General features: G+C 55.8%; 15 protein-coding genes and 1 tRNA gene. 11 read left to right on the top strand and 5 right to left on the bottom strand.

What is annotated here, in order from left to right; translation table 11 throughout:
- Positions 1-75 precede the first annotated feature (75 nt).
- Positions 76-2,712: a DNA topoisomerase (ATP-hydrolyzing) subunit A gene (gene gyrA / locus INF77_RS09920; protein WP_028013903.1), complete on the top strand. Its 2,637-nt coding sequence runs from the start codon at positions 76-78 to the stop codon at positions 2,710-2,712.
- A gap of 134 nt (positions 2,713-2,846) precedes the next feature.
- On the top strand, positions 2,847-5,693 hold the full coding sequence (gene rcsC, locus INF77_RS09925) for a two-component system sensor histidine kinase RcsC (protein ID WP_193532337.1): 2,847 nt from the start codon (positions 2,847-2,849) through the stop codon (positions 5,691-5,693).
- 112 nt (positions 5,694-5,805) lie between these two features.
- Here the strand turns inward: rcsC and rcsB are convergent, their stop codons facing one another.
- Both rcsB and rcsD read right to left on the bottom strand, forming a co-directional pair.
- A complete protein-coding gene (gene rcsB / locus INF77_RS09930) occupies positions 5,806-6,456 on the bottom strand; it encodes a response regulator transcription factor RcsB (protein WP_006176468.1) in 651 nt (216 codons plus the stop codon).
- Positions 6,457-6,472: 16 nt separating this feature from the next.
- On the bottom strand, positions 6,473-9,145 hold the full coding sequence (gene rcsD / locus INF77_RS09935) for a phosphotransferase RcsD (RefSeq protein WP_028013900.1): 2,673 nt from the start codon (positions 9,143-9,145) through the stop codon (positions 6,473-6,475).
- 743 nt (positions 9,146-9,888) lie between these two features.
- Between rcsD and INF77_RS09940 the strand changes: the two genes are divergently transcribed.
- The 6 genes from INF77_RS09940 (at position 9,889) to mgtE (ending at position 17,255) form a co-directional block, all read left to right on the top strand.
- Complete coding sequence (locus tag INF77_RS09940) at positions 9,889-11,001, top strand: porin OmpC (RefSeq protein WP_028013899.1); 1,113 nt, start codon at positions 9,889-9,891, stop codon at positions 10,999-11,001.
- Positions 11,002-11,115: 114 nt separating this feature from the next.
- Positions 11,116-12,171 carry an FAD:protein FMN transferase ApbE gene (gene apbE, locus INF77_RS09945; protein ID WP_045629880.1) on the top strand — a complete coding sequence of 352 codons (1,056 nt, stop codon included), beginning with the start codon at positions 11,116-11,118 and terminating at the stop codon, positions 12,169-12,171.
- A gap of 72 nt (positions 12,172-12,243) precedes the next feature.
- Entirely contained in the window at positions 12,244-13,302 is a 1,059-nt protein-coding gene (ada, locus tag INF77_RS09950) for a bifunctional DNA-binding transcriptional regulator/O6-methylguanine-DNA methyltransferase Ada (protein ID WP_193532374.1), read from the top strand.
- Positions 13,302-13,958, top strand: coding sequence for a DNA oxidative demethylase AlkB (gene alkB, locus INF77_RS09955; RefSeq protein ID WP_193532339.1), 657 nt, complete (start codon positions 13,302-13,304; stop codon positions 13,956-13,958). Before ada ends, alkB begins: the two co-directional genes overlap by 1 nt.
- A 69-nt stretch (positions 13,959-14,027) precedes the next feature.
- On the top strand, positions 14,028-15,671 hold the full coding sequence (locus INF77_RS09960; protein WP_041911987.1) for a multidrug ABC transporter permease/ATP-binding protein: 1,644 nt from the start codon (positions 14,028-14,030) through the stop codon (positions 15,669-15,671).
- A 147-nt stretch (positions 15,672-15,818) separates the two neighbouring features.
- Positions 15,819-17,255: a magnesium transporter gene (gene mgtE / locus INF77_RS09965; RefSeq protein WP_028013894.1), complete on the top strand. Its 1,437-nt coding sequence runs from the start codon at positions 15,819-15,821 to the stop codon at positions 17,253-17,255.
- Here mgtE and INF77_RS09970 read toward each other — a convergent pair.
- Positions 17,218-18,507 (bottom strand): SulP family inorganic anion transporter, encoded by a 1,290-nt coding sequence (locus INF77_RS09970; protein WP_045259768.1) that lies wholly within the window; start codon positions 18,505-18,507, stop codon positions 17,218-17,220. The genes mgtE and INF77_RS09970 overlap by 38 nt on opposite strands.
- A gap of 188 nt (positions 18,508-18,695) precedes the next feature.
- On the opposite strand from INF77_RS09970, the gene mqo reads away from it, so the two are divergent.
- Positions 18,696-20,345 (top strand): malate dehydrogenase (quinone), encoded by a 1,650-nt coding sequence (gene mqo / locus INF77_RS09975; RefSeq protein ID WP_028013892.1) that lies wholly within the window; start codon positions 18,696-18,698, stop codon positions 20,343-20,345.
- An 80-nt stretch (positions 20,346-20,425) separates the two neighbouring features.
- On the opposite strand, the gene eco is transcribed toward mqo, so the two are convergent.
- The gene (gene eco / locus INF77_RS09980; protein ID WP_028013891.1) at positions 20,426-20,929 is read right to left on the bottom strand and encodes a serine protease inhibitor ecotin; all 504 of its coding nucleotides are present in this window, start codon (positions 20,927-20,929) and stop codon (positions 20,426-20,428) included.
- A gap of 209 nt (positions 20,930-21,138) precedes the next feature.
- On the opposite strand from eco, the gene INF77_RS09985 reads away from it, so the two are divergent.
- Both INF77_RS09985 and INF77_RS09990 read left to right on the top strand, forming a co-directional pair.
- Positions 21,139-21,399 carry a DUF2534 family protein gene (locus INF77_RS09985; protein WP_008500962.1) on the top strand — a complete coding sequence of 87 codons (261 nt, stop codon included), beginning with the start codon at positions 21,139-21,141 and terminating at the stop codon, positions 21,397-21,399.
- A gap of 123 nt (positions 21,400-21,522) precedes the next feature.
- Positions 21,523-22,710 (top strand): MFS transporter, encoded by a 1,188-nt coding sequence (locus INF77_RS09990; RefSeq protein WP_028013889.1) that lies wholly within the window; start codon positions 21,523-21,525, stop codon positions 22,708-22,710.
- A gap of 37 nt (positions 22,711-22,747) precedes the next feature.
- Here the strand turns inward: INF77_RS09990 and INF77_RS09995 are convergent.
- Positions 22,748-22,824 (bottom strand) — tRNA-Pro (locus INF77_RS09995).
- Positions 22,825-22,851 lie beyond the last annotated feature (27 nt).

Raw genomic sequence — 22,851 nt, forward strand, 5'->3', positions numbered from 1 at the left:
TTTACCTGTATCACCGCGGCTGTGTTATAATTTGCGACCTTTGAATCCGGGATACAGTAGAGGGATAGCGGTTAGATGAGCGACCTTGCGAGAGAAATTACACCGGTTAACATCGAGGAAGAGCTGAAAAGCTCCTATCTGGACTATGCGATGTCGGTCATTGTTGGCCGTGCGCTGCCGGATGTCCGCGATGGCCTGAAGCCGGTACACCGTCGCGTACTATACGCCATGAACGTATTGGGCAATGACTGGAATAAAGCCTACAAAAAATCTGCCCGTGTCGTTGGTGACGTAATCGGTAAATACCATCCCCATGGTGATTCCGCGGTGTACGACACCATTGTCCGTATGGCGCAGCCGTTCTCGCTGCGTTACATGCTGGTAGATGGTCAGGGTAACTTTGGTTCTATCGACGGCGACTCCGCCGCGGCAATGCGTTATACGGAAATCCGTCTGGCGAAGATTGCCCATGAGCTGATGGCCGACCTGGAAAAAGAGACGGTTGATTTCGTTGATAACTACGACGGCACGGAAAAAATTCCTGACGTTATGCCAACGAAGATCCCTAACCTGCTGGTGAACGGCTCGTCCGGTATCGCCGTGGGTATGGCGACCAACATTCCGCCGCACAACATCACAGAAGTGATCAACGGCTGCCTGGCCTATATCGACGATGAAGACATCAGCATTGAAGGGCTGATGGAACACATCCCGGGCCCGGACTTCCCGACGGCGGCGATCATCAACGGTCGTCGCGGCATTGAAGAAGCGTACCGAACCGGTCGCGGCAAGATTTACATCCGTGCCCGCGCCGAAGTAGAAGCGGACGCCAAAACCGGCCGTGAAACTATCATTGTTCACGAGATCCCGTATCAGGTGAACAAAGCGCGTCTGATTGAAAAAATCGCCGAGCTGGTAAAAGAGAAACGCGTTGAAGGCATCAGCGCGCTGCGTGACGAGTCTGACAAAGACGGTATGCGCATCGTGATTGAAATCAAGCGCGACGCGGTGGGTGAGGTTGTGCTGAACAACCTGTACTCCCAGACTCAGCTTCAGGTCTCCTTCGGTATCAACATGGTTGCGCTGCACCATGGTCAGCCGAAGATCATGAACCTGAAAGAGATCCTGAGTGCGTTCGTGCGTCACCGCCGCGAAGTGGTGACCCGTCGTACCATCTTCGAACTGCGCAAAGCGCGCGATCGCGCTCATATCCTTGAAGCGCTGGCCGTTGCGCTGGCGAACATCGACCCGATCATCGAGCTGATCCGCCGTGCGCCGACGCCGGCAGAAGCGAAAGCCTCGCTTGTTGCGCGTCCGTGGGATCTGGGCAACGTGGCGGCGATGCTGGAACGTGCGGGCGATGACGCCGCGCGTCCTGAGTGGCTCGAGCCTGAATTCGGCGTGCGTGACGGTCAGTACTACCTGACTGAACAGCAGGCCCAGGCGATTCTGGATCTGCGCCTGCAGAAGCTGACCGGCCTTGAGCATGAAAAACTGCTCGACGAGTACAAAGAGCTGCTGGAGCAAATTGCTGAGCTGCTGCACATCCTGGGTAGCGCCGAGCGCCTGATGGAAGTGATCCGCGAAGAGCTTGAGCTGGTCCGCGATCAGTTCGGCGACGAGCGCCGCACCGAAATCACCGCGAACAGCTCTGATATCAACATTGAAGATCTGATCAACCGCGAAGACGTGGTAGTGACCCTGTCTCACCAGGGCTACGTGAAGTATCAGCCGTTGACCGACTACGAAGCACAGCGTCGTGGCGGTAAAGGTAAATCTGCGGCACGTATTAAAGAAGAAGACTTCATTGACCGTCTGCTGGTGGCTAACACCCACGATACGATCCTCTGCTTCTCCAGCCGTGGCCGTCTGTACTGGATGAAGGTCTATCAGCTGCCGGAAGCGAGCCGCGGTGCGCGCGGTCGTCCAATCGTCAACCTGCTGCCGCTGGAAGCGAACGAACGTATCACCGCCATCCTGCCGGTACGCGAGTACGAAGAGGGCGTGAACGTCTTTATGGCGACCGCCAGCGGTACCGTGAAGAAAACCGCGCTGACCGAGTTCAGCCGTCCGCGTTCTGCCGGTATTATTGCGGTAAACCTGAACGAAGGCGACGAGCTGATCGGTGTGGATCTGACCTCTGGTTCTGATGAAGTGATGCTGTTCTCTGCGGCCGGTAAAGTGGTGCGCTTCAAAGAGAACGCCGTGCGCGCAATGGGTCGTACGGCGACCGGCGTGCGCGGTATCAAGCTGGCGGGTGAAGACTCCGTTGTTTCCCTGATCGTTCCACGTGGCGAAGGCGCAATCCTGACCGTCACCCAGAACGGCTACGGTAAACGTACGGCGGAAAGCGAATACCCGACCAAGTCACGCGGCACGCAGGGCGTTATCTCCATCAAGGTTACCGAGCGCAACGGGTCCGTTGTGGGCGCGGTGCAGGTGGACGATGCCGACCAGATCATGATGATCACCGATGCCGGTACGCTGGTGCGTACGCGCGTATCCGAGATCAGCGTGGTGGGCCGTAACACCCAGGGCGTTATCCTCATCCGTACGGCGGAAGATGAAAACGTGGTCGGTCTGCAGCGCGTTGCTGAGCCGGTGGACGACGAAGAGCTCGATTCCATCGACGGCAGCGTCGCGGAAGGTGATGATGAAATCGCACCGGAAGCAGAGAGCGACGACGACGCAGCGGATGACGCTGACGAGTAATCTCTTCTGACGCATAAAGGGCCGGATTCCGGCCCTTTTCTTTTGCAGATGCAGATACGTGAACGTTGCGACAAGCCGCGTTTACCGCTACCTTAACCACATTCTTTTGACCCCGACGGCGGAGCCTCGCCCCTTTGAAATACCTCGTCTCCTTTCGTACCACGCTGAAAGTTTCTCGCTATCTTTTCCGGGCGCTGGCGCTCCTGCTTTGGCTGCTGGTAGCCTTGCTATCGGTGTTTTACATCGTCAATGCGCTGAACCAGAAAGAAGCGGAGATCCGCCAGGAGTTTAATTTAAGCTCCGATCAGGCCCAGCGCTACATTCAGCGAACGTCTGACGTGATGAAGGAGCTGAAGTATATTGCCGAAAATCGGCTGACGGCAGAAAACGGTATCCTTGCCCTGCGCGGGCGCAATGACAAAACCGAAGTGCCGGACTTCCAGCCGCTGTTCCCGGACTCGGATTGCTCCACCATGAGCAGCACTTGGCGCGGGTCGCTGGAATCCCTCGCCTGGTTTATGCGCTACTGGCGCGACAACTTCTCCGCCGCCTACGACCTTAACCGCGTATTCCTGATTGGCAGTGAAAACCTCTGCATGGCTGACTTTGGCCTGCGCGATGTGCCCGTCGAGCGCGATGATGCGCTGAAAAGCCTGCACGAGCGTATTGTGAAATATCGCAATGCGCCGCAGGACGAGCGCGGGAACAACATTTTCTGGATTAGCCAGGGGCCGCGCATGGGCGTGGGCTATTTCTACGCGCTGACGCCGGTCTACCTGGGCAATCGTCTGCAGGCGCTGCTGGGGATTGAGCAGACCATCCGCATGGAAAACTTCTTCACGCCGGGCAGCCTGCCGATGGGCGTGACCATTCTGGATGAAAACGGGCATCAGCTGATCTCACTCGCCGGGCCGGATAAAAGTTTGAACGTCGATCCGCACTGGATGCAGGAACGCTCATGGTTTGGCTACACCTCCGGCTTCCGCGAGCTGGTGCTGAAAAAAAGCCTGCCGCCATCGTCGCTGAGCATTGTTTACTCGCTGCCGGTGGATATGGTCCTTGAGCGGATACGCATTCTTATTATGAATGCGATCCTGCTGAACCTGCTGGTGGGCGGGGCGCTGTTTACGCTGGCGCGCATGTATGAGCGGAGAATCTTTATTCCCGCCGAAAGTGACGCCCAGCGTCTGGAGGAGCACGAGCAGTTCAACCGCAAGATTGTCGCCTCGGCTCCGGTGGGGATCTGCATTCTTCGTACCCAGGACGGGACCAACATCCTGAGTAACGAGCTGGCGCACAACTACCTGAACATGCTGACGCACGAGGACCGGCAAAGGCTGACGCAAATCATCTGCGGCCAGCAGGTGAACTTTGTCGACGTACTCACCAGCACCCACACTAACCTGCAGATCAGCTTTGTTCATTCCCGCTATCGCAATGAAAACGTAGCGATTTGCGTGCTGGTGGATGTCTCCGCGCGCGTGAAGATGGAAGAGTCGCTGCAGGAGATGGCGCAGGCCGCGGAGCAGGCCAGCCAGTCGAAATCCATGTTCCTGGCTACCGTCAGTCACGAGCTACGTACGCCGCTGTACGGGATTATCGGTAACCTCGATCTGCTGCAGACGAAGGAATTGCCGAAAGGCGTCGACCGGCTGGTAACGGCGATGAACAACTCCTCCAGCCTGCTGCTGAAGATCATCAGCGATATTCTCGACTTCTCTAAAATTGAGTCTGAGCAGCTGAAAATCGAGCCGCGTGAGTTTTCGCCGCGTGAGGTCATGAACCACATCAGCGCCAACTATCTGCCGCTGGTGGTGCGTAAACAGCTGGGGCTCTACTGCTTCATCGAACCGGATGTGCCGCTGACGCTGCACGGCGACCCGATGCGCCTGCAGCAGGTCATCTCTAACCTGCTCAGCAATGCCATCAAATTCACCGATATCGGCTGCATTGTGCTACACGTCTGCCGGGCGGGAGATTACCTCAGCATCCGCGTGCGCGACACGGGGGTGGGCATACCGGCCAAAGAGGTGGTGCGTCTGTTCGATCCGTTCTTCCAGGTCGGCACCGGCGTGCAGCGTAACTTCCAGGGCACCGGTCTGGGGCTGGCGATTTGCGAGAAGCTCGTCAGCATGATGGACGGCGACATTTCCGTGGATACCGAGCCCGGCATGGGCAGCCAGTTCACCATCCGCATTCCGCTCTATTCCGCGCAGTATCCGGCAAAAGCCACGGTTGATGGGCTGAACGATAAGCGCTGCTGGCTGGCGGTCAATAATGCCTCGCTGAATGACTATCTGACGGCGCTGCTCGCCCATAGCGGCGTGAGGGTCTGCCGCTATGAAGGCCAAACGCCGGACGTGGACGATGTGCTCATCGCCGACGAGATGCCGGAACAGCCGTGGCAGGGGAGAGGAACGGCGCTCTTCTGCCGTCGCCACATTGGCATACCGGTTGAACGTGCGCCGGGGGAATGGGTGCACAGCGTCGCAACGCCGCATGAGCTGTTGAGCCTGCTGGCCCGTATCTATAAAGTCGAGCTGGAAGAGAACGACGGTGCAGTCGCGCTGCCGTCACCGGAAGGTCTGGCGTCAGTGAATGACGATATGATGATTCTGGTGGTGGATGACCATCCGATTAACCGCCGCCTGCTGGCTGACCAGCTTGGATCGCTGGGCTATCAGTGCAAAACCGCCAATGACGGCGTGGATGCGCTGAATGTGCTGAGTAAAAATCATATTGATATCGTGCTGAGCGACGTCAACATGCCTAACATGGACGGCTACCGGCTGACGCAGCGCATCCGACAGCTTGGCCTGACGCTGCCTGTCGTGGGCGTGACGGCGAACGCGCTGGCGGAAGAGAAACAGCGCTGTCTGGAGTCGGGCATGGACAGCTGCCTGTCGAAACCGGTGACGCTGGACGTGCTCAAACAAACGCTGTCTGTTTATGCGGATCGCGTGAGAAAAACCAGAATATAAAAAAGGCCCGTAAGGGCCTTTTTTATTTGCCCGGCGGCGCTGCGCTTGCGCGGGCCTACGGGTTCTGTAGGCCGGGTAAGCGTGAGCGCCATCCGGCATTTACAGTGGGGGATCAATCCTTATCCGATGCGCTCAGCGTAACGGAGGAGAGATAGTTCAGCAGGGCAATATCGTTGTCCACGCCCAGCTTCATCATTGCTGATTTTTTCTGGCTGCTGATGGTTTTAATGCTGCGGTTCAGCTTCTTGGCAATCTCGGTCACCAGGAAACCTTCGGCGAACAGGCGCAGAACTTCGCTCTCTTTCGGCGACAGGCGTTTGTCACCGTAGCCACCCGCGCTGATTTTTTCCAGCAGACGAGAGACGCTCTCAGGCGTGAACTTCTTGCCTTTCTGCAGCGCAGCCAGCGCTTTTGGCAGATCGGTCGGGGCGCCTTGCTTCAGCACAATCCCTTCGATATCCAGATCCAGCACGGCGCTCAGGATCGCCGGGTTGTTGTTCATGGTCAGAACAATAATCGAGATGTCAGGGAAGTGACGTTTAATATATTTGATGAGCGTGATCCCATCACCGTATTTGTCTCCAGGCATAGAGAGATCGGTAATGAGCACGTGCGCATCAAGCTTTGGGAGGTTATTGATCAGTGCTGTAGAGTCTTCAAATTCACCGACTACATTCACCCACTCGATCTGTTCAAGTGATTTGCGAATACCGAACAGTACAATCGGATGGTCATCGGCAATAATTACGTTCATATTGTTCATGTATAAGGCTACCTTGCTACAGCAAGCTTTTGACGTAGGCGTCAATGTCGCTGATGTATTTTTCAATGCCAGAGGCATCTTTCTCACGAATTAGATGTTCCAGCGTTTCACATAACTGCTTGCCGGGAACCAGATTAAGCATGGCAAACACCCCTTTAAGCCGGTGTGCTGTCTGTGCCAGCGCTGCAAAATCATTCGCAGCGGACTCAGTATACAACCGCTTCACATCATCTGGTACTGTATCAACAAAGAGGGAATAGTATCCGCTGGCGTGAAGCTCGGCATTTTCATTACCGCCTAACGGGGATTCCGTTATCTCTTCCTGCGCCAGCTGCTCTTCTATTAGTTGTAGTACAGCTTCCTGCATCGCATTGCTTATATTAAAGTTGACGCGCAGCTGGCCAGGGCCGATTTTCCGCACGCGTGACTCATCATCGCTTAAAAGCAAGCCCGAGGCAGTAAGATTAGACGGATTATCAGTTAAAAACAGATCAAATTCTTGACTTGCCAGCCTTTCATCCGGCGTGATGCAGGCCGCGCCCCAGTTTTCGAGCTGACGAACCACAATATTGCGGATCTCGTTTGAGGTCACATCCACCATCACCACGACGTCATCCAGCAGGCGTTCTTCATCTTCTTCCTGTGGATTGGCGGCCATTTTCACGTGCAGAGAGTAACGGGTGCCGAGCGATTCACGGGCCTTGATATTCAGATGGCCGCCGAGCTTACGCGCCAGCTGATCGCACAGCCAGAAGGTCAGGGCGTTAGCCTTGCCGTAATGATCGCTTTGCGTGTCATTCAGGAACGGGAAGTGCAGATTATCAATTTCACTCGCCGTCACGCCTTCCCCGGTGTCCAGAATGCGGAACGTCAGGCGATCTTCCGCCGACTCGTCGGTGCTCACTTCCAGGGTGATCTTGCCGATTTGCGTGGTGGTCACGGCGTACTGAATAATCATCAGCAGAATACGACGCAGCGCCTCGCGGTCGCCGTGACGTTCGTCATTGGCGGGTAAATGGTTGTTGATCAGCAGCTGCAGCCCTTTACGCTTAATTACGGGCAGGACTTCGGGAACCACTTCATCGATCAGATCCTGAATGGAGAAGAGAGAAGGGGTGCCTTTCCAGAAATCATTCTCCAGCATATTTGCCAGCTGGATCTCATCCACCATGCGGACCAGCGAGTCGGCCTGGCAGGCGAGCTGGTGGCTTTCAGACGTGTTTAACGCTGCCGCCTGGGTCGCCAGCGTTTTTAACGGCTGCTTGAAGGCATCGCCAATATTCTGCATGAATGCCGCGCGCCCCTGCTGGTTCTTCTCATACAGCCTTTGCGCCTGCTTGAGCTTTTTATTCACCAGCACTTCGCGATCCTGATCGCGAATGATGAAGATTTGCGTACGCGGTGCCACCTGGCTGCGGAACTGACGGATCTCGTACAGTTCATTGTTAATGGTGGCCTGAATAACCCCCTGGTGCTGATCCGCCATAGTGGTGATGTTCTGCAGGTTAAGGTGCGGCAGCAGATGGTCAGCAATTTTATTGCTCATCACCGTGCGATTCGATTCCTGATCGTGAACTAACACCCCTAGCGGCAGCACGGAGACAATCTCTTCATTGAGCGCGCGCAATACGCGCAGCTCGTTGGTGTTGCCTGCGGAGACCGCAGACGCGTCGCTCTGGCGTCCCGGCTGGAAGCGGAAGGTGCTGTAGCCAAACAGGGCCAGCGCCAGCAGACCAATATTCAGCAGCAGCGGCAGCAGAATATTTTGCAGGGTATCAAGCAGCAGCGTGCCGAACGGTACCTGCCACACCAGACGCATGCCGGTTGAGTTCAGCGACGAGGCAATTTCAATTTTCGAGCCGTTAAAGGAGATGGTGACGCTCTCTGCGGCCTCTTTGTCGGACGCCGCACGCATGTTCTGGGTGCTGCTGTCCGGCTCCAGACGGAAGCTGTCGAGCGGCATATCCGGCGGGATCAAATCATTAATGGGTAAATCGAAGGCCACGACCGTCGCCAGATGACCCGGCTGGTTAAAGGTGGTACGCAGGGTAAAATAGTGACCATTCTGCCAGGCCAGCCGGCGCAGCGATGAGAAGCTCTCACGTTCATCAAGGGCGTTGGCCTGCTGCAGCATTTCTGCCCGGCGGGAGTCGACAATGCTGCCGACCGTCGTCTCTTTAAATCCGGAAGAGAGATCTTTCAACGGCAGCGTCGAGATCAGGATCATGCTGTTGTCCTGACCGTTCAGATAGTACATCGACCACGGCACCGTTTCGGCGCCCCAGAGGGTATCCAGGTAGGTCGAAATACGCTGCGTCATCTCAAGGGTCGCGCTGTCGTGAGAGCCAAAGATAAGCGCTTCAGTCTTACGCTGCGGTTTTTCGAGATAGTAGACATCCTGTTTCAGCCGCGTCTCCTGAAGTCCATCTCCGGATGAGCTGGCAGGCGCTGCCGCAATGTTGTCATAAATCTGCCAGGTGGCGTAGCGCCAGGTATCAATGCGCTTGTGTACGGCGTGGGTAATATCCACCACCTGATAGCTCTTATCCTTCAGCCAGGCGTTAACCGCGCTCTGCACCATCACGCCCATTGTGACTAACAGCACCACGATCAAAAGAAGAAAGAAACGGGTGATGCTCCCGGGCAGAAGGGAGAATTTGCTTTGGGCGGTAGTTTCAGTCTGACTCATTGATATCTTTAACCCGTGATGGTCGTGCTCTGTGGCGATAGGGCAGTATAAAGGGTAATAACTGAATTTCCAGCGCCACTGTCCTTGAACAAGCGACTTTTTCGATGACCCGTGCGAGAGAGGAAGTACGTCTTAAATGTGTACAAGAGCATAATGCATGTACAAATAAAAAATGCATTTCGTCAGAAAATAGCACGAATTAACAAGAAATTAAGTTTTGAGCGAATTTTCCCGCTATGCACAGAGGCGAGCGTGAATTTAGTTAATAGTCGTTACAATTACGCGGCGGTAGCACAAAAAAGGAAAAGTTACGTAAAGAAGGGTAAAAAAAAACCGAATGCGACGCATCCGGTTGAATTAGGGATAAACAGACATTCAAAGCTGAATGACGGTAATAAATAAAGTTAATGATGATAGCGAGAGTTATTTTAGAGACTGGAGTCGATCTTGTTTTGTCATTCAGTGCGGTAACGTTTTTTATTTTAACTCTTTGATATGTATTGGGTCATTTTTCGTTTTGATTATAAGTGCTAAATTTCTAAGCTTTTTGTGCTTTGTAAAAGTTCCTTTTCATTTACATCTTGAAACATGTTGATGGATAAATGAAACATCTTCAAAGTTTTCGTATCATATTCGCATTGGATTATTCTGTAATTTTGCGGAGAATGAATTTGCCGACTGGTTAATGAGGGTTAACCAGTAAGCAGTGGCAATTATAAGGCATATAACAGAGGGTTAATAAAATGAAAGTTAAAGTACTGTCCCTCCTGGTACCAGCACTGCTGGTAGCAGGCGCAGCAAATGCGGCCGAAATTTATAATAAAGATGGCAACAAATTAGATCTGTACGGCAAAGTTGATGGTCTGCACTATTTCTCTGACGACAAGAGTGCTGACGGCGACCAGACCTACATGCGTCTTGGCTTCAAAGGCGAAACTCAGGTTAACGATCAGCTGACCGGTTACGGCCAGTGGGAATACCAGATCCAGGGCAACACGACTGAAAGCGATAACCAGTCCTGGACGCGTGTGGCGTTTGCTGGTCTGAAATTCGCTGAAGCGGGCTCTTTCGATTACGGTCGTAACTACGGCGTGATCTACGACGTAACTTCCTGGACTGACGTTCTGCCAGAATTTGGCGGCGATACCTACGGCTCAGACAACTTCCTGCAGTCTCGTGCTAACGGCGTGGCGACCTATCGTAACCAGGACTTCTTTGGTTTGGTGGATGGCCTGAACTTTGCGCTGCAGTATCAGGGTAAAAACGGTAGCGTAAGCGGCGAAAACGTCGGTGGACGCAGCCTGCTGAAACAGAACGGCGACGGCTACGGTGCATCCGTAACCTATAACCTGGGCGAAGGCTTCAGCGTGGGTGGTGCGATGTCCTCCTCCAAACGTACCGCTGACCAGAACGCACCGGGCGTTTACGGTAACGGCGATCACGCAGAAGTCTATTCTGGCGGCCTGAAATACGATGCCAACAACATCTACCTGGCTGCGCAGTACTCTCAGACCTACAACGCAACCCGCTTCGGTACCTCTAACGGCAGCAGCCCGACTACCGCTTACGGTTTTGCTAACAAAGCGCAGAACTTCGAAGTGGTTGCTCAATACCAGTTCGATTTCGGCCTGCGTCCATCCGTGGCTTACCTGCAGTCCAAAGGTAAAGACATCGAAGGTTACGGCGATCAGGATCTGCTGAAATATGTTGATGTGGGTGCGACTTACTACTTCAACAAAAACATGTCCACCTACGTGGATTACAAAATCAACCTGGTTGATGAAAATGAGTTCACCCGTCAGGCCGGTATCGGCACTGATGATATCGTCGCGCTGGGTCTGGTTTACCAGTTCTAATCGCGTCATCGTGTGACTAAGGGGCCTGAAGGCCCCTTTTTTGTGCTTTTTTTTGGCCTCACAACGCAACCGTTTTGGTGTACTCTTGCCGCCCTGGCATGAGGATAATAATGAATGGACATGACTTTTTTACGCGCCAGCTTTCTGGCTATGCTTTTTTTCCTGACCGCGTGTGACGATTCCGCGCCCGTGGCGAAAACCGATGCACCCGCCGCGACGGTGCTCGAAGGCAAAACGATGGGCACCTTCTGGCGCGTCAGCGTGATGGGCCTGGATAAAACGCGCGCTGATGAACTTCGCGGTAAAATCCAGTCTCAGCTGGACGCCGACGACCAGCTGCTCTCAACCTATAAAAATGACTCGGCGCTGATGCGCTTCAATCTTTCCACCAGTACCTCCCTGTGGCCGGTGAGCGAAGCGATGGCCGATATCGTCACCGAATCAATGCGCGTGGGATATAAAACCAACGGCGCGATGGATGTCACCGTCGGGCCTCTGGTCAATCTCTGGGGGTTTGGCCCGAACAAACAGCCGGATACCACACCCGATCAGGCGGCTATTGATGATGCCCGCGCCCGGACAGGGCTAAAGCATCTGACGGTGATCAACCAGTACGGCCAGCAGTATCTGCAGAAAGACATCCCCGATCTGTTTGTCGATCTGTCGACGGTAGGTGAAGGTTACGCGGCGGATCACCTTGCCGCGCTGATGACGCAGGAAGGGATATCGCGCTACCTGGTCTCCGTGGGCGGCGCGTTAGTCAGCCGGGGCATGAACGCCAGCGGTAAACCGTGGCGCGTGGCGATTCAAAAACCGACCGATCGGCAAAACGCCGTACAGGCCATTGTGGATATTAACGGGCACGGCATCAGCACTTCCGGGAGCTACCGTAACTATTACGAACTCGACGGGAAGCGAATTTCGCACGTGATCGATCCGCTGACCGGACGTCCCATCACGCATAACCTGGTCTCGGTGACCGTGATTGCGCCGACTGCGCTGGAAGCCGACGCCTGGGATACCGGATTAATGGTTCTCGGCCCGGAAAAAGCCAAAGAGGTGGTTCGTCAGGAAGGGCTGGCGGTTTATATGATCACTAAAGAGGGCGACGGGTTCAAAACCTGGAGCTCGCCGCAGTTCAACAGCTTCCTGGTGAGCGACAAAAATTAAAAAGCAAGGTTGCGGGTTTTTTATCACTGGCACTCGGGCACGCTAAAGGTATGCTTGTAAGAGGAGCTGATGATGAAAAATCCAACCTATATGAATGATGAGGATCGCTGGCAGGCCGTTCTGGCTCGCGATCCGCGCGCTGACGATCGGTTTGTCTTTGCCGTGAAGACGACGGGAATTTTCTGCCGCCCGTCATGCCGCGCCCGTCACGCGCTGCGTAAAAACGTCTGCTTTTATCCCGATGTCCAGCATGCCGTTCAGGCAGGGTTTCGCCCGTGCAAGCGCTGCATGCCGGACAAACGCGATCCGAATCAGCAAAAGCTGGCGAAAGTGGAGCACGCCTGTCGCCTTCTGGAGCAGGATCCCGCGCTGACGCTTGAAGGCCTGGCGCAGCAGGTCGCCATGAGTCCTTTCCATTTCCACCGGCTGTTTAAGTCCGTCACCGGGATGACGCCAAAAGCCTGGCAGCAGGCGGCGCGGGGGCAGCGTCTGCGCGCGGCGCTTGCGCAGGGAAATAAAATTACCGATGCCGTGCTGGCGGCAGGGTTTCCCGACAGCAGCAGCTATTACCGCAAAGCCAACGATGCGCTGGGCATGACGGCGAAGCAGTACCGCAAAGGCGAGGTGGCGGTGCATTACGCCATCGGCGACTGTTCGCTAGGACGCTGCCTGGTTGCGGAAAGCGAGCGGGGGATTTGCGCGATACTGCTGGGCGACAACGATACCAAACTGGCAGAAGAATTTGCGACGCTGTTTCCAAACGCGGAGCATGCCCCGCAGGAAGATGCCTTTGCCCAGCGTATCAGCCAGGTCATTGCCAGTATTGATAACCACACGGTGCCGCTGGCGCTGCCGCTGGATATACGCGGCACCGCGTTCCAGCAGCGGGTCTGGCAGGCCCTTCGTGACATCCCCTGCGGGGAAACGGCCAGCTATCAGCAGGTGGCGAAGGCGATTGGCCAGCCCAACGCGGTGCGTGCCGTCGCGGGTGCCTGTGCGGCAAACAGGCTGGCGATTGTGATCCCCTGTCACCGCGTGGTCCGCAACGACGGCGCGCTGTCGGGCTATCGCTGGGGGGCGGCGCGAAAAGCGCTATTACTGAAACGTGAGGCGAAACGCCGGGAGGGATAATGCTCGATCTTTTTGCGGATGCTGAACCGTGGCAGGAGCCGCTTGCGCCCGGGGCAGTGATCCTGCGCCGCTTTGCACTCTCCCGTGCGGCGGCATTGCTTGTCGGTATTGAAGAGGTCACGGCGGTTTCACCGTTTCGCCATATGGTGACGCCGGGCGGCTACACCATGTCGGTGGCCATGGCCAACTGCGGCGAACTGGGGTGGGCGACGAACGAACGTGGGTATGTGTATGCCCCGAACGATCCCACGACCGGCCGGCCGTGGCCTCCCATGCCTGCGGTGTTTCAGGCGCTTTGTCATGAGGCTGCCGTTGCAGCAGATTACCCTGACTTCCGGCCGGATGCCTGCCTGATTAACCGCTACGCCATCGGTGCGAAGCTCTCGCTGCATCAGGACAAAGATGAGCCCGATCTGCGCGCGCCTATCGTCTCGGTATCGTTGGGTCTGCCCGCCGTCTTCCAGTTTGGCGGATTGCGCCGCAACGATCCGCTCAGGCGCATTATGCTGGAGCACGGCGACGTGGTGGTGTGGGGCAGGGAGTCACGGTTGTACTATCACGGCATTCAGCCCCTGAAGCCCGGGGTTCATCCCCTTACTGGCGAATACCGATTTAACCTTACATTCCGTCAGGCGGGTTTGAGCAAACAAAAATAAGAATTATTCTTGATGTCCGCGCCGGGCAGTTTACACTGCTGGCTGATTTTTATTGTCCGGATTGCCTGCATGCAACTACTTCTTCTTGTCTGGCGTCAGTACCGCTGGCCCTTCATTGCCGTAATGGCCTTAAGCCTTGCCAGCGCGGCGCTGGGTATTGGCCTGATAGCGTTTATAAACGTGCGGCTGATCGAAATGGTCGATACCTCACTCTCGGTTCTGCCGGAGTTTCTCGGCCTGCTGCTGCTGTTGATGGCGGTTACGCTCGGCTCTCAGCTGGCGCTGACCGCGCTCGGCCACCATTTCGTTTTCCGCCTGCGCAGCGAGTTCATCAAGCGGATCCTCGACACGCAGGTTGAGCGCGTGGAGCAGCTCGGCAGCGCCTCCCTGCTGGCGGGGCTGACCAGCGACGTGCGCGCGATTACCATCGCGTTTGTCCGCCTGCCGGAGCTGGTGCAGGGGATCATCCTGACCTTTGGCTCGGCGGCCTATCTCGCCTGGCTTTCGACCAAAATGCTGGCGGTGACCGCGGTGTGGATTGCCATCACCATCTGGGGCGGTTTCGTGCTGGTGTCGCGCGTCTATAAACACATGGCGGTTCTGCGCGAAACGGAAGATAAGCTCTATAACGATTACCAGACGGTGCTGGAAGGGCGCAAAGAGCTGACCCTCAACCGCGAGCGTGCCGAGCATATCTTCAATAACCTCTATATCCCGGACGCGCGCGAATACCGGCACCACATTATTCGCGCCGATACCTTCCACCTGAGCGCGGTGAACTGGTCCAACATTATGATGCTGGGCGCCATTGGCCTGGTATTCTGGATGGCGAACAGCCTGGGCTGGGCGGATACCAACGTGGCGGCGACCTACTCGCTGACCCTGCTGTTTCTGCGTACGCCGCTGCTCTCGGCCGTCGGCGCATTGCCAACCTTGCTGAGCGCGCAGGTGGCGTTTAACAAGCTTAAGAAGTTCGACCTGGCGCCATTTAAGGCTGAATTCCCGCGCCCGCAGGCCTTCCCGAACTGGCAGACCCTGGAGCTGCGCGACGTGACGTTCCGCTATCAGGACAACGCCTTCTCCGTAGGACCGGTCAACCTGACGATTCACCGCGGCGAACTGCTGTTCCTCATCGGCGGCAACGGTAGCGGAAAATCCACGCTGGCGATGTTACTCACCGGACTTTACCAGCCGCAGTCGGGCGAGATCCTGCTGGACGGTAAGGCGCTGAGCGCGGAGAAACCCGAGGATTACCGCAAGCTTTTCTCAGCGGTATTCACCGATGTCTGGCTGTTTGACCAGCTGCTTGGGCCGGAAGGGCAGCAGGCCAATCCGGCGCTGGTTGAGAAATGGCTTGCGCAGCTGCAGATGTCGCACAAGCTGGAGCTCCAGGACGGCAAAATCCTGAACCTCAAGCTCTCTAAGGGTCAGAAGAAGCGCGTGGCGCTGCTGCTGGCGCTGGCGGAAGAGCGTGACATCATCCTGCTGGATGAATGGGCGGCGGATCAAGACCCGCACTTCCGCCGCGAGTTTTATCAGGTGCTGCTGCCGCTGATGCAGGAGATGGGCAAGACCATTTTCGCCATCAGCCACGACGATCATTACTTCATTCACGCCGACCGTCTGCTGGAGATGCGCGACGGCAGGCTGAGCGAGCTGACCGGCGACGAGCGCGATGCGGCGTCGCGTGATGCGGTGGCGCGCACGGCCTGATGCCCTCACTTTAACCCTCTCCCACGGGGAGAGGGGATAATCGTGGCCTTAATGCCGCTTTTTTCTCCATCCCGCCTCGCTGTTTATTCTTATTTACATATCCTCGCGCTATGCTTAGTCTCAACTCATTTAATGGATTTATGATTGATGTCGGTATTAAAGAAAAACAGCGCCAGGCAGCGTGACCAGGAACGTGCGCGACTCATCTGGCTTCTCACGACCGATAAAGCGGTCACGTCTACGCTATTAGGCAAACTGACCCTGGCTGAGCAATATGATGTCGGCACCTTAGCCGACGATATTGCTGAGGTAGGTGCGCTGGTTGCTCATTTACCGCCGCCGGATCTGGCGGATACCCTGGAAGCGCTTCCTTCGGAAGAGCGTCACGCCCTCTGGCGCCTGGTACAGGATCACGAGCGCGGCCAGGTTCTGCTTGAAGCCTCCGAAAACGTCTGGGATGACCTGATCGACGAGATGAGCGATCGGGATATCCTCGACGCCCTGCAAACCCTGGATATTGACGAGCAGATTTACCTTGTACAGCATCTGCCGCGTAACCTGACCGGCCGCCTGCTGGCCTCTCTGCCTGCCGATGAACGTGCGCGCGTGCGTCAGGTGATGCACTACGAGAAAAACAGCGTCGGCGCGATCATGGAGTTCGGCGTTATCACGGTACGTCCGGACGTCACGCTCGGTACCGTGCAGCGCTACCTGCGCCGCCTGGGCAAAATGCCGGACAACACCGATAAGCTGTTTGTCACCTCGCGGGATAAAACCCTGCTTGGCGAGCTGGAGCTGAAAACCATCCTGCTCAACAGCGCCCAGCAGCGGGTGAGCGAGGTGATGGAAAACGAGCCGATGGTCTTCTCCCCGGAAGACGATGCGGAAAAAGCGGCGCGTACCTTTGAACGTGATGACCTTGTGAGTGCGGCGGTCGTAGACTCCGTTGGCAAGCTGATGGGCCGTCTGACCATCGATGAAATCGTTGACGTGGTTTATGAAGAGACCGATAACGACCTGCGCGCGCTAGGCGGGATCAGCGCCGAAGATGACGTCCACGCCTCCGTCGGTAAGGCGGTGAAAACACGCTGGGCCTGGCTGGCTATTAACCTGTGTACCGCCTTCATCGCCTCCCGTGTGATTGACGGCTTTGAACACACCATCTCGCAGCTGGTGGCGCTGGCCTCGCTGATGCCGATTGTGGCCGGAATTGGCGGCAACACCGGAAACCAGACCATCACCATGATCGTCCGCGCGCTGGCTCTGGAAAATATTCAGCCCGGTAACTTCGCCTTTCTGATCTTCAGGGAAATGGGCGTGGCGCTGATTAACGGCCTGGTATGGGGCGGCATTATGGGCGGCATCACGTGGTGGCTGTATGACGATATGGCCTTAGGCGGCGTGATGATGCTGGCGATGGTGCTGAATTTGCTGGTGGCATCGATGATGGGCGTCATTATCCCGCTGACGATGACCAAACTGGGGCGCGACCCCGCGGTGGGGTCGAGCGTGATGATCACCGCCATCACCGATACCGGCGGTTTCTTTATTTTTCTTGGGCTGGCAACGATTTTTCTGCTTTAACCCGACGCTTAATGCGGGCGGGGATCAGTGCCATGACGATAATCCCGCCCAGCACGCCAACCGCCAGATTGCCGGTTGATACCGTGGCGGCTACCGTCACCAGCATCACCACCGTTTCGGCAACCGGGGCATTTTTTATCGTGGCGGGCTGAAGGCTGTGCCAGCTGAAGGTTTTGACGGCAACAATCGCCATAATCCCCGCCAGCACCGCCATCGGGATTTTGGCCATCACTTCGCTGAGCGCCGTTACCAGGAGCAGCAGCACGATGCCCGCCGCAATGGTTGAAATGCGGCTTCGTCCTTTTCCCATCTCCACGTTAACGATGGTTTGTCCGATCATCGCGCAGCCCGCAATGCCACCGTAGAGCCCGGCCATGATATTCCCCACGCCCAGCCCGATGCTCTCGCGACGCTTGCTGGAGGGCGTAACCGTCAGTTCGTCCACCAGTTTTGCCGTCAGCAGGGACTCCAGCAGACCGACGAAGGCAATACTCAACGCGCACGGCCAGATAATGTTCAGCGTCTGTAAATTAAGCGGCACCAGCAGCTCGGTAAATCCAGGCAGACCGCCAGTCATTGAGCCTTCATCACCGACAGTCGGCAGGATCTGACCGGTGGTGACGGTGAAAAGGGTTAACAGCACAATCGCAATCAGCGGGGAAGGGACGCTTTTAATATAGCGCGGCACCCACAGCACAATCAGCAGCGTCAGCACGAACAGGCCCACAATCAGCGGGCTTCGGCTCCAGAAATGCGGAACCTGAGCGAAGAAAATCAAAATGCCAAGGGCGTTAACAAATCCGGTCATTACCGACTGGGGAATAAAGCGCATCAGCCTTGCCATGCCCAGCACACCAAACAGAATCTGGATCACGCCAGCCATCAGCACGGCCGGAAGAATGTACTGTACCCCGTGCTGATGCACCATCGGGCCAATCACCAGCGCTACGGAACCCGCCGCAGCCGTGACCATCGCCGGACGACCGCCCAGCACGGAGAGAGCAAGACACAGCACCACGGAGGCGATCAGGCTGACCTTCGGGTCAACGCCCGCCACCACGGAAAATGAGATCACTTCGGGGATCAGCGCCAGAGCGGTAATCACGCCCGCCAGCGTTTCACGCGCCAGTTGTTTAGGGGAGTGCAGCACGCTGGCTACACTGTCTTCAGGGGATACGGCAGAATGAGGTAAGGACATAACAGTTCGCTGGTTAGGGCAGGCTTCCGTGCGCGCGATCACAAAGTGCAGCATAGTAGCCATAAATTCCTCCTTATACCAGTTGCGCGCCGCAATCCCCTACAAACAATCCATCATTAAATTTCACAATTACAATAATTTCGTAACCTTTAAACAATATTTAAAAGTTGTTACCGTGCCCACGCAGCTTTTTTCACCTGCAATTTCCACGCATCAAGCACTTTTACACTAAGGCATAAATTATGAAAAAAATGACTGCCATGCTCTTTTCTCTGGCCGTCGGGCTCAACGCCGTCTCAATGGCAGCGAAAGCAGACGCACCAAAAGAGCAGGAAACGGACGTCCTTTTAATTGGTGGCGGCATCATGAGCGCCACGCTGGGAACCTATCTGCAAGAACTGCAGCCGGACTGGTCCATGACCATGGTCGAGCGCCTCGATGGCGTGGCGCAGGAGAGTTCGAACGGCTGGAATAACGCTGGTACGGGCCATTCGGCACTCATGGAACTGAACTATACGCCGCAGAAAAAGGACGGTTCCATTAGTATCGAGAAGGCGGTAGAGATCAACGAAGCGTTTCAGATCTCGCGTCAGTTCTGGTCTCACCAGGTCAACAGCGGCGTGATGCACGACCCGCACTCCTTCATCAATACCGTGCCGCACATGAGCTTTGTGTGGGGCGAGCAAAACGTGAATTTCCTGCGCGCGCGCTACGCTGCACTGCAGCAGAGCACCCTGTTCCGCGGGATGAAATACTCCGAAGACCACGCGCAGATTAAAGAGTGGGCTCCGCTGGTCATGGAAGGCCGTGACCCGAACCAGAAAGTGGCGGCGACCCGTACCGAAATTGGCACCGACGTGAACTACGGCGAAATTACCCGTCAGCTGGTGGCGTCCCTGAAGAAGAAAGATAACTTCAATTTGCAGCTCAGCACCGAAGTGCGCGGCTTTAAGCGCAATGCGGACAACAGCTGGAGCGTGACGGTTGCCGATCTGAAAAACAATGAAGCCGAGCACGTCATTAAGGCGAAATTTGTCTTCATCGGTGCGGGCGGCGCGGCGCTGAAGCTACTGCAGGAGTCCGGTATTCCTGAAGCTGACGACTACGCGGGCTTCCCGGTCGGCGGCCAGTTCCTGGTGTCCGAGAACCCGGAAGTGGTGAACCGTCACCTGGCAAAAGTGTACGGTCAGGCTTCCGTCGGTGCGCCACCGATGTCCGTCCCGCATATCGATACCCGTATGCTTGACGGTAAACGCGTGGTGCTGTTCGGACCGTTCGCGACCTTCTCAACCAAGTTCCTGAAAAACGGCTCCCTCTGGGATCTGCTGAGCGCGACCACCACCTCTAACGTCAAACCGATGATGGACGTGGGCCTGGATAATTTCGACCTGGTGAAATACCTGATTAGCCAGGTGATGCTTTCTGATGAAGAACGCTTCGAGGCGCTGAAAGAGTACTATCCGCAGGCGAAGAAAGAAGACTGGCGTCTGTGGCAGGCGGGTCAGCGCGTGCAGATCATCAAGCGCGATCCGAAAGAGGGCGGCGTGCTGCGTCTGGGTACCGAAGTGGTGAGCGATAAGGATGGCACGATTGCCGCGCTGCTGGGTGCGTCACCGGGTGCATCTACCGCTGCGCCAATTATGCTGCACCTGATGGAAAAAGTGTTTAAAGACAAAGTTGCCAGCCCGGAATGGCAGGCGAAGCTGAAAACCATTATTCCATCCTACGGCACGAAGCTGAACGGTAACGTGGATGCGACGGAACAAGAGCTGGAGTACACCAGCCGCGTGCTGCAGCTGCAGTACGTGAAGCCGCAGGCTGCGGATGCTGCGCCGAAGGCGGAGCTGAAGCCTCAGCCGGAAAACAAGCCGGTTGCGGATATCGCGCTGTAAGGTAAAAGCAAAACGGTAACATCTGTTACCGTTTTTAGTTTAGCAGGTCGGGTAAGGCGAAGCCGCCACCCGACTTGTTTTTAACGTACTACCGCTTGTCCGACCGTCTCTTCTGCCTTCCACACGCGATATTTTACTTCCACGTTTTCAGGCGTATATACCACGATCGGCAACTTGCTGTTGTAGCGCAGCAGGCTGTTGTCGCCCAGATAGGCCGTTACAAATTTCTTCTCTTTCTTGCCGTCCGGGCAGGCCATCATGGTAGAGACCGGAGAGGTCACTTTATCAAAGACGTAATAGTCATAACCCCAGCCTTCCAGGGTTTTGCTTTCCAGCTGGCCGCCCAGACGATGCTGATTGCAGTCCACTTCCAGCGTCTTGCCAATTAACAGTTCGACTTTGTAATTCGCTTCGTCCTGCTGAACCGGCAGTTGAATCACCTGACGCTTCATGCCTTTTTCCGCTTGCGGATAGGGTGCAACTTTTTCCAGCGGCTGCGCTTTTTGGGCGTCGCTGGCGAAAGCGCTGGTGCTGACGCACGCGGCGGCGAGAAGCGCGATGGCAAATTTAGGTGCGTTTTTCATTGTCATTCCTTTATGTCAAAACGGTCCTGAACAGACTAACATAATGAGCATGAATGATTGGTGTGATTTACTTACATTTTCATTATATGCAGCGTAATAAACTTAGAATTAACCGTTTTGGCAGGTGTTTGTACTTGTGTGGAGTGTGACGGGCGTTCGTGTTATTTTAGTCCATCGATAATGTTATTCATCTGTGAAAGGGAAGAGAGATGGTTCGTGCAAAACTGAAAACACCTGAAGGCCGCAAGTTCCTCCTGGCGCTACTCGTCGTGTTTATGATTGCTGCCGCGTGCGTCGGGCGGGCCACCATTGTTGGCGTCATTGAACAGTACAACATCCCTCTCTCCGCCTGGACTACCAGCATGTATGTGCTGCAGTCGGCGATGATCTTCGTTTACAGCCTTGTCTTCACCGTTCTGCTGGCCATCCCGCTGGGCATTTTCTTCCTGGGCGGACGTGAAAAACACTGAGCATTCACCTGCTATATGAAGCCAGCCTGCGGGCTGGCTTTTTTATATGTGATGATATTTATTCGCATTTCCAAGGTATTCTGTGTCGAACAAGGTCGTTCGACATAAAGCAGGAGATGTTCAATGTTATCCCGGTTTGCAACGCTCAGCCGGATCCCGAAAGGCGTCTGGGTTGTGGGTGGGGTCAGTATGCTGATGGATATCTCCTCGGAGATCATTCACAGCCTGCTGCCGCTGTTTATGGTCACGACGCTGGGAGCCAGCGTGATTTTCATTGGCTTGATTGAAGGCCTGGCTGAAGCCACCGCGCTGTTTATCAAAGTTTTTTCCGGTGCCATCAGTGACTACCTGGGTAAACGTAAAGGACTGGCGGTGCTGGGCTACGGTCTTGGCGCGCTGAGTAAGCCGCTGTTCGCTATCGCCTCTTCGTCGGGCATGATTCTGGGGGCACGCTTAATCGACCGGGTAGGGAAGGGGATCCGGGGCGCGCCGCGCGATGCGCTGGTCGCTGACGTTACGCCGCCGGAACTTCGCGGCGCGGCCTTTGGGCTGCGTCAGTCGATGGATACCGTCGGCGCATTTCTCGGGCCGCTGCTGGCCGTAGGCTTAATGCTGCTGTGGAACGATGATTTCCGTACTATCTTCTGGATTGCGGTGATCCCCGGCGTCCTCGCCGTGGCGCTGCTTTTCTTCGGCCTGCATGAGCCGAAAACGCCCGTCGAACATAAACGCACGAACCCCATCAAAAAAGAGAACCTCAGGCGCCTCGGGAAAGGCTGCTGGTGGGTTATTGGCCTGGGCGCCATCTTCACGCTCGCACGTTTCAGTGAAGCCTTTCTTGTCCTGCGCGCACAGCAGTCGGGGGTGCCGCTGGCGCTGATCCCGCTGGTGATGGTGGCCATGAATTTGCTCTATTTCCTTTCAGCCTATCCGTTTGGCAAGTTATCGGACGGGATGAGCCACACCCGACTACTGCAGTGGGGCCTGGTGATGCTGATTGGGGCAGATATTGTGCTGGCGCTAAGCACCCACTGGGCTGGAATGCTTCTGGGCGTTGCGCTTTGGGGAGTGCATATGGGGATGACGCAGGGGCTGCTGGCGGCAATGATCGCAAAAACGGCACCTGCGGATCTGCGCGGTACCGCCTACGGCATTTTTAGTCTGGTTAGCGGCGTGGGATTATTAGTCGCCAGCCTGGGCGCCGGGGCCATCTGGGAAACGTTTGGCGCGGAATATACGTTTTATGCCGGAGCCGTGATTTGTCTGGTTACACTGATGTACCTGCGCAAAACACCGGACGAGGCAAAATAAAAAACCAGCCGTAAGAGGCTGGTTTTCAATGTGTTTTTGGTCGGCACGAGAGGATTTGAACCTCCGACCCCCGACACCCCATGACGGTGCGCTACCAGGCTGCGCTACGTGCCGACGCATAGAAAGAATACTACTCGATTC

It is taken from the genome of Enterobacter cloacae complex sp. P1B, assembly GCF_014982345.1.
GTDB lineage: Bacteria > Pseudomonadota > Gammaproteobacteria > Enterobacterales > Enterobacteriaceae > Enterobacter > Enterobacter bugandensis.

Coding starts and splice junctions, on each gene's coding strand:
- gyrA (WP_028013903.1), top strand. CDS start 76: ATGAGCGACCTTGCGAGAGAAATTACACCGGTTAACATCGAGGAAGAG.
- rcsB (WP_006176468.1), bottom strand. CDS start 6,456: ATGAACAATATGAACGTAATTATTGCCGATGACCATCCGATTGTACTG.
- rcsD (WP_028013900.1), bottom strand. CDS start 9,145: ATGAGTCAGACTGAAACTACCGCCCAAAGCAAATTCTCCCTTCTGCCC.
- INF77_RS09940 (WP_028013899.1), top strand. CDS start 9,889: ATGAAAGTTAAAGTACTGTCCCTCCTGGTACCAGCACTGCTGGTAGCA.
- apbE (WP_045629880.1), top strand. CDS start 11,116: ATGGACATGACTTTTTTACGCGCCAGCTTTCTGGCTATGCTTTTTTTC.
- ada (WP_193532374.1), top strand. CDS start 12,244: ATGAAAAATCCAACCTATATGAATGATGAGGATCGCTGGCAGGCCGTT.
- alkB (WP_193532339.1), top strand. CDS start 13,302: ATGCTCGATCTTTTTGCGGATGCTGAACCGTGGCAGGAGCCGCTTGCG.
- INF77_RS09960 (WP_041911987.1), top strand. CDS start 14,028: ATGCAACTACTTCTTCTTGTCTGGCGTCAGTACCGCTGGCCCTTCATT.
- mgtE (WP_028013894.1), top strand. CDS start 15,819: ATGTCGGTATTAAAGAAAAACAGCGCCAGGCAGCGTGACCAGGAACGT.
- INF77_RS09970 (WP_045259768.1), bottom strand. CDS start 18,507: ATGCTGCACTTTGTGATCGCGCGCACGGAAGCCTGCCCTAACCAGCGA.
- mqo (WP_028013892.1), top strand. CDS start 18,696: ATGAAAAAAATGACTGCCATGCTCTTTTCTCTGGCCGTCGGGCTCAAC.
- eco (WP_028013891.1), bottom strand. CDS start 20,929: ATGAAAAACGCACCTAAATTTGCCATCGCGCTTCTCGCCGCCGCGTGC.
- INF77_RS09985 (WP_008500962.1), top strand. CDS start 21,139: ATGGTTCGTGCAAAACTGAAAACACCTGAAGGCCGCAAGTTCCTCCTG.
- INF77_RS09990 (WP_028013889.1), top strand. CDS start 21,523: ATGTTATCCCGGTTTGCAACGCTCAGCCGGATCCCGAAAGGCGTCTGG.